Origin of the sequence: Nevskia sp., assembly GCF_023266035.1 — a bacterium.
In the GTDB taxonomy this organism is placed as follows: Bacteria; Pseudomonadota; Gammaproteobacteria; order Nevskiales; family Nevskiaceae; genus Nevskia.
Genome location: NZ_JAHFRY010000082.1, coordinates 1 through 9,061, shown reverse-complemented (window position 1 = coordinate 9,061; position 9,061 = coordinate 1). Strand labels below are relative to the sequence as shown.

Sequence of the window (9,061 nt, the reverse complement as noted above, 5' to 3'; positions counted from 1 at the left end):
CACCAAGACGCTTGAACCCTGCAAGACCGCGCTGAAGGATGCCGGCCTGTCGGCGTCCGAGATTCAGGAAGTGATCATGGTCGGCGGTCAGACCCGCATGCCGAAGGTGCAGGACGCGGTCAAGGCGCTGTTCGGTCGCGAACCGCGCCGTGACGTCAACCCGGATGAAGCGGTCGCCGTGGGTGCTGCGATCCAGGGCGCGGTGCTGTCCGGTGAAGTCAAGGACGTGCTGCTGCTCGACGTCACCCCGCTGTCGCTCGGCATCGAGACGCTCGGTGGCAAGATGACCAAGCTGATCGAAAAGAACACCACGATTCCGACCCGCAAGTCGGAAACCTTCACGACCGCCGACGACAATCAGGGCGCCGTGACCGTGCACGTGCTGCAGGGCGAACGCGAGATCGCGGCCGCCAACAAGAGCCTCGGCAAGTTCGATCTGACCGACATCCCGCCGGCGCCGCGCGGCGTGCCGCAGGTCGAGGTGACGTTCGACATCGACGCCAACGGCATCCTCAACGTGTCGGCCAAGGACAAGGCCACCGGCAAGTCGCAGTCGATCGTGGTCAAGGCGAACTCGGGTCTGTCCGAGGACGAGATCAAGAAGATGATCAAGGACGCCGAAGCCCATGCCGACGAGGATCGCAAGTTCAACGAGCTGATCACCGCCCGCAACCAGGGTGACCAGATGATCCACGGCGTCGAGAAGTCGCTGAAGGATCTCGCCAGCGAAGTGCAGGACGACGAGAAGAAGGCGATCGAGTCGGCCATTGCCGAATTGCGCGAAGCCTTGAAGGGCAGCGACAAGGATGCGATCACCGCGAAGACTGAAGCGCTGGCTGCAGCCTCGGGCAAGCTGGCCGAACGCGCCTACGCCAAGGCCGGTGCCGCAGCCGGCGCCGGTGGTGCCGAAGCCGGTGCGCAGGCTGAAGCCGGCGGCAAGGACGGCGATGTCGTCGATGCCGAATTCACCGAAGTGAAGGACAAGAAGTAAGTCCCTGGCAACGGGCGGAAGGTGCGAGTCGCCGGTAAAACGGCCCGACTCGTGCCTTCCGCCTTTTGCGTTTTCCCCGGCACCCCTTTTCAAGAAGCCTCACGACGAACATGAGCAAGCGCGATTACTACGAAGTCCTTGGCGTCAGCAAGAGCGCCGGCGACGACGAGATGAAGAAGGCCTATCGCAAGCTGGCGATGAAGTGCCACCCGGATCGTAATCCCGGCGACAAGGCGGCCGAAGAATCCTTCAAGGAAGCGAACGAGGCTTACGAAGTGCTGACCGACGCCAACAAGCGCGCGGTCTACGACAAGTACGGCCACGAAGGCATGCAGCGCGGCGGCGGCAGCGATTTCGGCGGTGGCTTCGCTGACATTTTCGGCGACGTATTTTCCGACATTTTCGGTGGCGGCGGCGGTGGCGGACGCGGAGGTCCGCGTCGCGGTGCCGATCTGCGCTACCGGATCGAGCTGAGCCTGGAGCAGGCAGTGTTCGGCACCGCTGAAACCATCCGGATTCCGACGGTGCGCGATTGCGAACCCTGCAACGGCAATGGCACCGCGGATGGCAAACCGGCGCAGACCTGCAGTACCTGCCGTGGTGCCGGCCAGGTACGTGTGCAGCAGGGCTTCTTCGTGCTCCAGCAGAGCTGCCCGGCCTGCCGCGGCCGCGGCACGGTGGTCACCGATTCCTGCAAGAGCTGCCGCGGTGCCGGCAAGATCCGCAGCGAAAAGACCCTGGAAGTGAAGGTGCCGGCCGGTGTCGATACCGGTGATCGCATCCGCCTGAGCGGTGAAGGCGAGCCGGGCGAGCGCAACGCGCCGGCCGGTGATCTGTACGTGCAGGTCGAGGTCAAGCCGCACGAGATCTTCGATCGCGATAACAACGACTTGCACTGCCAGGTGCCGGTCGGTTTCGTGGTCGCCGCCCTCGGTGGCGACATGGACGTGCCGACCTTGAACGGCAAGGCCAAGCTGACCGTTCCCGAAGGTACGCAGAGCGGCAAGGTGTTCCGTCTGCGCGGGCTCGGCGTCAAGCCGGTGCGCGGTGGTCCGCAGGGCGATCTGTTGTGCGCCGTCGTCGTCGAAACGCCGGTGCACCTGACGCGCAAGCAGAAAGACCTGCTCAAGGAGTTCGGCGAAACGGTCGACAAGGGCGGCGAAAAGCACAGCCCGGCAGCGAGTAGCTGGCTATCGAAGGCCAAGCAGTTCTTCGAAACCCACATCAAGCCGAGCTGACGCGAGACAAGTCCCCGCAGCCGGCGAGAACGCGCGTAATCTAGCGCCCTTTCCGGCTGCCGCTGCCTAACATGACTCAACCGCTTTCCGTGGCCATCCTCGGTGCCTCCGGGCGCATGGGACGGTCCCTGATCGATGCCACCTTGCGCAACGATCGCCTCAGTCTGGCCGCCGCCGTCGAACGCGCCGGTAATGCTTCGATTGGCATCGATGCCGGTGTGTTGGTTGGCCAGACTGCCGTCGGAGTTGTCGTCAGCGAAGCGCTGATTCCGGCGATCCAGCAATCAGCGGTGGTCGTCGATTTCACCGCGCCGGGCGCCACCCTGGCTGCCCTTGAAGTCTGTATCGCCAATGGCACGCCGATCGTCATCGGTACCACCGGCTTCACGCCGGAGCAGAAGCTGGTGATCGCCGAGGCTGCGAAGCGCATTCCGCTGTGCATCGCGGCCAATTACGCGATCGGCGTCAATGTCGCGCTAAAGCTGGTCGAACTGGCGGCGCACACGCTGGGCGCGGATTACGACGTCGAGATCGTCGAAGCCCATCACCGTCACAAGGTCGATGCGCCGAGCGGCACCGCGCTGGCCTTCGGCGAAGCGGCGGCAGCCGGCCTCGATCGCGATCTGCTCAGCAATGCCATCTACGGCCGCGAAGGCCAGACCGGCGCCCGCAAGCGGGAAACCATCGGCTTCGCGACGGTACGCGGTGGCGACGTGGTCGGCGATCACACGGTGCTGTTCCTCGGCGAAGGCGAACGAGTGGAGATTTCCCACCGCGCAACGACTCGCACGAACTTCGCGAATGGTGCGTTGCGCGCAGCGGCCTGGCTGGTCGGCAAGCCGGCGGGGCTTTATTCGATGCGCGACGTCCTGTCCCTGAACGACTGACAGATACCGACGCCATCGAACGGAATCGCCAGGATGTCTGATCGCAAGAGTCTGCCGCTGAGCGTTGTCGCGCTTGGCGTCGTCTATGGCGATATCGGCACCAGCCCGATCTATGCGCTGCGTGAATGTTTCTACGGCGAGCACAGTGTTGCCAGCACGCCGGCCAATGTGCTCGGTGTACTCAGCCTGATCACCTGGGCCCTGATCCTGGTGGTAACGATCAAGTATCTGGCGATCGTGCTCAGAGCCGACAACAAGGGCGAGGGCGGCACCATCGCCCTGGTGGCGCTGCTCAATCCCTGGCGGGCAAGGCGCGGTTCGCAGCGTTATGTGCTGATGCTGCTCGGCCTGTTCGGTGCTTCGCTGATGTATGGCGATGGCGCGATCACGCCGGCGATCTCGGTGCTGTCGGCAGTCGAAGGCCTGAATGTCGCCACGCCGGCGTTTCATCCGTTCGTGGTGCCGATCACCCTGGTGATCATCATCGGCATCTTCCTGGTGCAGAGCCGCGGCACGGCCGGCATCGGCGCTCTGTTCGGGCCGGGCATGACCCTGTGGTTCCTGGTGCTGGGCGCGCTTGGCGCGCATGGCGTGCTCAACAATCCAACCGTGCTGGCGGCGATGAATCCCGTGCATGGCATCGCCTTCTTCCTGCGTAATGGCTTTGCCGGCTTCATCGTGCTCAGCTCGGTGTTCCTGTGCGTCACCGGCGCCGAAGCCCTGTATGCCGACATGGGCCACTTCGGCCCGTCGCCGATCCGCCGCGCCTGGCTGGTGCTGGTGCTGCCTGCCTTGCTGCTGAATTACTACGGCCAAGGCGCGCTGATCCTCACTGGCGCGCCGGACATCCACAATCCGTTCTATCAGCTGGCGCCGGACTGGATGACCTATCCGCTGGTCGGCCTGACCACCTTCGCCACCATCATTGCTTCGCAGGCGATGATCACCGGCGCGTTCTCGCTGACCAGCCAGCTGGTCCAGCTCGGACAGTTGCCGCGGATGGAGATCATCCAGACCTCGAGCGACGAGCAGGGCCAGATCTACATTCCCGCGGTGAACTGGCTGCTGATGCTGGCCTGCATCGGCCTGGTGCTGGCCTTCCGTTCGTCGAGTGCGCTGGCCGCGGCTTACGGCATTGCCGTGTCGTCGACGATGGTGGTGACCACCATCCTCACCGTCTTCGTTGCCCGCCGTTACGACTGGCGCGCCAGCGTCACCTATCCGGTGGCGGCGGTGTTCCTGATCATCGACCTCGGGTTCTTCGGCGCCAATCTGTTCAAGATCACCGATGGCGGCTGGGTGCCGGTGGTGATGGCGATCGGCATCTTCACCTTGATGACCACTTGGAGCCGCGGCCGCAAGCTGTTCCAGAGCCGCATTTCCGGCAGTGAGGAATCGACCCAGGAACTGGCGCGGCGCGTGCGTGAAGATCCGCCGCACAAGATCCCCGGAACCGGCGTGTATCTCACTGGCGGTGATCATGCGCCGGCCTACCTGCTGCGCCACCTTGAGCGCAACCGGGTGCTCAACGAACGCATCGTGCTGCTGACCGTGCAGACCATCGATGAACCGCGCGTGCCGGCGGTCGAACGCCTGCGCGGCTGGGGCGTTGCCCCGGGCATCTATCGCCTGGTGATCCGCTATGGCTTCATGCAGACACCGAATGTGCCGGTGGCGCTGCGCTTCAGCGAGCAGCTCGGCCTCGACATCGACATCGACAACGTCACTTATTTCCTCGGCCGCGCGACCTTGATTCCGTCTGACGATCTGCCGGGCATGGCGCTGTGGCGCGACCACCTGTTCGCCTTCATGGCCCACAACGCAATTCGCGCGACCGACTTCTACGGCCTGCCGCCGGAAGATGTGGTCGAGCTGGGCTTCCACGTCGAGATCTGAGCTCTTGCTGACGATCACCGCCGCTACCGCCGATGACGTGCCGACGATCCTGCATCTGATCCGCGCGCTGGCTGACTACGAAAAGCTGTCGCATGAAGTCGTCGCCAGCGAAGAGTCGCTGCATGCGGCACTGTTCGGCGAACGGCCTGGTGCCGAATGCCTGATCGCCCGCGAGCACGGCGAGCCGGTGGGCTTCGCGCTGTACTTCCACAACTTCTCGACCTTTCTTGGTCGTCGTGGCCTGTATCTCGAAGACCTGTTCGTCGAGCCCGCGCATCGCGGCAAGGGTTATGGCAAGGCGCTGCTGCAGCAGCTTGCGCAGCTCGCCGTCGAGCGCGGTTGCGGCCGCCTGGAGTGGTCGGTACTGGACTGGAATGCGCCGGCGATCGGCTTCTACGAAAGCCTCGGTGCGAAGCTGATGAGCGAATGGCGCATCTTCCGCCTCACCGGCGAGGCCTTGCAGACGTTCGCGGCAGACAAGCGCTAATCTCGCTGCCGACCCTTTCGGCAGAGGCATCCGATGATTCGCGCCCTTCGTTTGACGATGTTCGCTGCGGCTTTGTCGAGTGCCGCGCCTGCATTCGCCGCTGACAATTCGCTGCGCAAGGATGCCGAGGCGCTCGCTGCCGGCACCAGCGATGAACTGATCGCCATCCGCCGCTATCTGCATGAGCGCCCGGAGCTGTCGAACCGTGAAAGCGAGACTGGCCAGTATCTGGCCGCGAAGCTGCAGGCCCTTGGCTATCAGGTGCAGACCGGCGTTGCCAGGAACGGCGTGGTCGCGGTGCTCAAGGGCGGCAAGCCGGGCCCGGTGGTCGCGCTGCGCGCCGACATGGATGGCTTGCCGGTGACCGAGGAGGTAGTGCTGCCGTTCGCGTCGAAAGTGAAATCGACCTACGACGGCAAGGATGTCGGCGTCATGCACGCCTGTGGTCACGACACCCATATGGCGATGCTGCTCAGCGCCGCGGCGGTGTTCGCCAAGCTGCAGGCGCGGCTGCCGGGCACAGTGAAACTGATCTTCCAGCCGGCCGAGGAAGGTCGTCCCGCCGGCGAGGAAGGCGGCGCCGAGCTGATGGTCAAGGAAGGGGTGCTGAGCAGTGCGCCAAAGCCCGACGTGATCTTCGGCCTGCATGTGCTGACCCAGTTCGAGACTGGCCAGCTGGCGTTCCGGGCCGGCAGCCTGATGGCCAGCACCGAGAACCTGAACATCGTCGTGCACGGCAAGCAGACTCATGGCGCGATGCCCTGGAATGGCGTCGATCCGATCGTGATCAGCGCACAGATCATCAGCGCCTTGCAGACGGTCGTCAGCCGTCAGCTCGATATCACCCAGGGGGCGGCGATCGTCACCATCGGCAAGATCGATGGCGGGGTGCGCAACAACATCATCCCCGATGAAGTGCGGATGAAAGGCACCTTGCGCTCGCTCGATCCGGCCTCGCGCCTGATCATGAACGATGCCGTGCGACGCACCGCGACCAAGATCGCTGAAGCCTCAGGCGCCACGGCGATCGTCGGCATCGGCGACGAGTACGCGTATCCGGTCACCTACAACGATCCGGCGCTGACCGCGCAGATGCGGCCGACGCTGGAGCGCATTGCCGGCAAGGCCAACATCATCGAATCGACCCCGCAGACGGTCGCCGAGGACTTTTCCTTCTACCAGCAGAAGATTCCCGGCTTGTTCGTATTCGTCGGCGTTCGCAAGCCGGGCGCGACGACCGACGAGTACGCGCCGAACCACTCGCCGCGCTTCAAGGTCGATGAATCAGGCCTGCCACTCGGCGTTCGGGCGTTGGTCGGCCTGACGCTCGATTACATGGCCCAATCTGCGAATCAAGTTCGGAGCCAATCATGAAAGCGATCTGGAACGGGCAGGTCATCGCCGAAAGCAGCGACACCGTCGTCGTCGAAGGCAACCACTATTTCCCGGCCGATTCGATCAAGCGCGAGTACCTTGCCGACAGCGCCACCCACACGGTCTGCGGCTGGAAAGGCAGGGCTTCGTACTACTCGCTGAATGTCGACGGCGCGGCGAACCAGGACGCGGTCTGGTACTACCCGGAGCCGAAAGCGGCGGCCGCCGAGATCAAGGGCAGAGTCGCGTTCTGGAAGGGCGTCAAGGTCGAAGCCTGAGTCGTCCCGTGGCGGTTCTGCGCAAGGGGCGGGGTGCGGGTTCGAACGAGGAAGGCCGCTTCGAATCGCGTTCGATCGAAAAGATCGATGACGGCTGGCAGCTGGACGAGGAGCCGCTGCCGGCTTTCGAGACCATCGTCCGGCCGGTGCAGGCGAAATCGATCCTGACGCGTAACAACTCGCCGGACATCGGTTTCGACCAGACGATCAACCCGTACCACGGCTGCGAACACGGTTGCATTTACTGCTTCGCGCGGCCAAGTCACGGTTATCTGAACCTGTCGGCCGGACTCGATTTCGAGACCCGGCTGTTCTACAAGGCCAATGCGGCGGAAGTGCTCGAAGCCGAACTGCGGCGCAAGTCCTACAGGCCGATCATGACCATGCTCGGCGCCAATACCGATTGCTACCAGCCGATCGAACGCGAGCACGGGATCACCCGCAGCATCCTCGAAGTGCTGGCGCGCTTCCGGCATCCGATCGGCATCATCACCAAGGGCATCCTGATCGAGCGTGATCTCGATCTGCTGGCCGATCTGGCCAAGGACAAGCTGGTGACCGTTGGCGTCACCCTGACCACGCTCGATCCGGCGCTGAAGCGAACGCTCGAACCACGGGCTGCTTCGCCGGACGCAAGGTTGCGAGTGATGCGCAAGCTGGCCGACATCGGCGTGCCGGTGCGGGTGATGTTCTCGCCGGTGATCCCGTTCGTGAACGATGCCGAGCTGGAACAGGTGCTCGAAGCCGGCCGCGATGCCGGGGCAACGTCGGCCAGTTATGTGCTGCTGCGGCTGCCGTTCGAGGTCAAGGCGCTGTTCCGGGACTGGCTCGATACGCACGTTCCGCTGAAAGCCGAACACGTGATGAGCCTGGTCCAGCAGATGCGCGGCGGCAAGGATTACGACGCCAGTTTCGGCACGCGGATGAAAGGCGAGGGCGCCTTCGCCGACCTGATTGCGCAGCGCTACCGGCTGGCGACTCGCAAGCTGGGGCTGGATCGGCCCCGCTTCGAGCCCGATTGCAGCCACTTCCGCGTTCCAGAAGAGGGCGGACAAAGCGCATTTGCGTTCTGATCGAAGCAAGTTGGACGCCGATGATGTCCGGATTCGATGGACGCCATACGGTGCAGTCCGTAAAATGGCGTCTTAATCCTGCGAGGGGGGCCAACCATCAAAAGTCCGGCCCCCCTTCGCGTGTGCGCGACAGGAGAACAACCTTAGCCATTACAAGGACCTCAGCCGCCAACATGCTCCAAACGACTCCGGCCCTTCTCGCGCTCGCCGACGGCAGTACCTTTCACGGCGTATCCATCGGCATCGAGGGTTCCACGGTAGGCGAAGTGGTTTTCAACACCGCCATGACCGGTTACCAGGAAATCCTCACCGATCCTTCGTACCGCGAACAGATCGTCACGCTGACCTATCCCCACATCGGCAACGTCGGCGTCAATCCCGAGGACAACGAATCCGAGAAGACCCAGTTGGCCGGTCTGATCATTCGTGAAGTGCCTCGCCCCGCCAGCAACTTCCGCTCCACCCAGAACTTCAGCGACTACCTGCGCGAGCAGAACGTGGTGGCGATCGCCGGCATCGATACCCGCCGCCTGACCCGCCTTCTGCGCGACAAGGGCGCGCAGAACGGTTGCATCGTCGCCGGCCACATCGACGAGAAGTCCGCGATCAAGCAGGCACAGGGCTGGCCCGGCCTGAAGGGCATGGACCTCGCGAAGGTGGTGAGCACCGCGTCGTCCTACGCCTGGACGCGCGGCTCCTGGGAGCTGAAGACCAATGCCGAGCCGGAAATCACCGGCGGCACGCGCCATGTCGTGGTCTACGACTTCGGCATCAAGCGCAACATCCTGCGCATGCTGGTCGAGCGCGGCTGCAAGGTCACGGTGGTCCCGGCTCAAT

The 9,061-nt window shown here is 63.9% G+C and carries 9 protein-coding genes; all 9 read left to right on the top strand.

Annotation, left to right across the window (positions count from 1 at the left end; all coding sequences use genetic code 11):
* Positions 1–991 (top strand): Hsp70 family protein (locus Q0D45_RS13505; RefSeq protein WP_293393691.1); only part of this gene is annotated, 991 nt, incomplete at its 5' end.
* 110 nt (positions 992–1,101) lie between these two features.
* On the top strand, positions 1,102–2,229 hold the full coding sequence (gene dnaJ / locus Q0D45_RS13500) for a molecular chaperone DnaJ (protein WP_293393689.1): 1,128 nt from the start codon (positions 1,102–1,104) through the stop codon (positions 2,227–2,229).
* A gap of 71 nt (positions 2,230–2,300) precedes the next feature.
* Entirely contained in the window at positions 2,301–3,116 is an 816-nt protein-coding gene (gene dapB, locus Q0D45_RS13495) for a 4-hydroxy-tetrahydrodipicolinate reductase (RefSeq protein WP_293393687.1), read from the top strand.
* Positions 3,117–3,149: 33 nt separating this feature from the next.
* Positions 3,150–5,012 (top strand): potassium transporter Kup, encoded by a 1,863-nt coding sequence (locus Q0D45_RS13490; protein ID WP_293393685.1) that lies wholly within the window; start codon positions 3,150–3,152, stop codon positions 5,010–5,012.
* On the top strand, positions 4,978–5,499 hold the full coding sequence (locus tag Q0D45_RS13485) for a GNAT family N-acetyltransferase (protein WP_366946447.1): 522 nt from the start codon (positions 4,978–4,980) through the stop codon (positions 5,497–5,499). Before Q0D45_RS13490 ends, Q0D45_RS13485 begins: the two co-directional genes overlap by 35 nt.
* A 33-nt stretch (positions 5,500–5,532) precedes the next feature.
* Complete coding sequence (locus tag Q0D45_RS13480; protein ID WP_293393681.1) at positions 5,533–6,873, top strand: amidohydrolase; 1,341 nt, start codon at positions 5,533–5,535, stop codon at positions 6,871–6,873.
* Positions 6,870–7,151 (top strand): DUF427 domain-containing protein, encoded by a 282-nt coding sequence (locus Q0D45_RS13475; RefSeq protein ID WP_293393679.1) that lies wholly within the window; start codon positions 6,870–6,872, stop codon positions 7,149–7,151. Before Q0D45_RS13480 ends, Q0D45_RS13475 begins: the two co-directional genes overlap by 4 nt.
* A gap of 8 nt (positions 7,152–7,159) precedes the next feature.
* Positions 7,160–8,224, top strand: coding sequence for a PA0069 family radical SAM protein (locus tag Q0D45_RS13470; RefSeq protein WP_293393677.1), 1,065 nt, complete (start codon positions 7,160–7,162; stop codon positions 8,222–8,224).
* Positions 8,225–8,397: 173 nt separating this feature from the next.
* The coding region (locus Q0D45_RS13465) for a carbamoyl-phosphate synthase domain-containing protein (protein WP_293393675.1) at positions 8,398–9,061 on the top strand (664 nt) is incomplete at its 3' end.